This window comes from Neiella holothuriorum (assembly GCF_019457915.1).
Lineage (GTDB): Bacteria > Pseudomonadota > Gammaproteobacteria > Enterobacterales > Neiellaceae > Neiella > Neiella holothuriorum.
Genome location: NZ_JAHZSS010000043.1, coordinates 1 through 1448, shown reverse-complemented (window position 1 = coordinate 1448; position 1448 = coordinate 1). Strand labels below are relative to the sequence as shown.

Annotated in this window: 1 pseudogene; it reads left to right on the top strand. The window is 46.1% G+C overall.

The window, feature by feature from the left end:
* Positions 1–139: 139 nt before the first annotated feature.
* Positions 140–1448, top strand: a pseudogene (locus K0504_RS18255) (Tn3-like element ISShfr9 family transposase); the annotation flags it as partial.

The window sequence follows — 1448 nt, the reverse complement described above, 5'->3', positions numbered from 1 at the left end:
GGGGTTCTAGGGATTTTCCCCTCTAAAAAGACTTAATCCTCTGTAGACCACACCAATAAATGGCTGCGGAGGTGGGTTACTACTTATAAGTGTGGCAAATTAGGTAAATATCGTACATTTAATACGGAACAGCCCTGATATGGCCATCAAAAACGAAATTACTATTCTCACGAGAGCAGAACAGGCAGATCTTTATTCCCCACCCATTTTTTCAATCGAAGAACAACGTCTGTACTTTTCTCTGAACGATGCGGAATTGGCAGTTTTTCGGTCAATTCGTCTCAGAGCTCATAGATGTTACTTTGTCGCGATTTTGGGATACTTCAAATCAAAGCCCGTCATCCTAGATATCGCTTACTCGCAGGTTTCTAAGGATTTAATGTTCATCAGTAAAGAGCTGCTTGGCGGCAAGGGGCTCAGACCATTCACTCCCTCACAAAAACAAAAAGATCGACTCTACGCAAAAGTATTAGACCTTGCTGGTTATCACAAATGGGACGAAAGTCAGCACTTCAATTCTCTTTTCGACCACCTTGTTCAGGTGGGCAATGCCTGGCTGGAGCCGCGTTACCTCTTTGATACTGCTATTGAATTCCTAACCAGTCACAGCATTGCTATCCCTAGGTACACCGTACTCCAGAGACTGATAAGCAGAGCGATGCAGCAGGTCAGAAAAGACCTGGCGCACCAACTTAATCAACTCACCAGTCCTGAACTTCACGTCTTTCTGGACAGCATAACAGCCATTGATGACGGACTAAGCCTGAACCAGCTCAGAGGCGGTGCAAAAAGTCTGACCGTACCTGAACTTAAAAAAGAGCTTGCCCTTTATCATCAGTTAGCGCCATGGCGCACGCAAATCAATGGCGTTATCGATGGGCTTAATCTGTCTCTTAAAAATCGACAACACTTCGGTGAGCTCATCAACTATTACGGTAGTAAACTCAAACGATTCAAACGCGCACAGCAGCATCTATGGTTGCTATGTCACCTGACAGAGCGGATACAACTGGCACTGGAACGGTTAACTGATGGGTTCATTTACCATATCCGCAAGCAACAAGAAGCTGCCAACACCTTTGCACAACAAGCAGTGTTCCTGTCCTGGCAGTCAGCCGCGGACAATGTCACGAAAGCGGCAGAGTTACTGCATCTGTTTGTGGATGAGAACATTGATGATAATCAACCCTTCTCAGTAGTCAGACAACAGGCATTGAAGGTCATGAATGACAGGGATATCCAGACCCTCTGCCTTTACCTGAAAAAACAGAAACGGACCGTGGAAGAGTACCAGTGGCAACATTACGATGAACAATGCAATCTCCTGGAGCAACTGTTAAGGCAGGTGTTTTTGTGCCTTGAATGTGAGGCCGGTAAAGGCTCAGAAGCCGTCGTCGCCCAACTTCAACAGATGCAGACGGAAATCGCATTCGGTGGACCACTGAAGA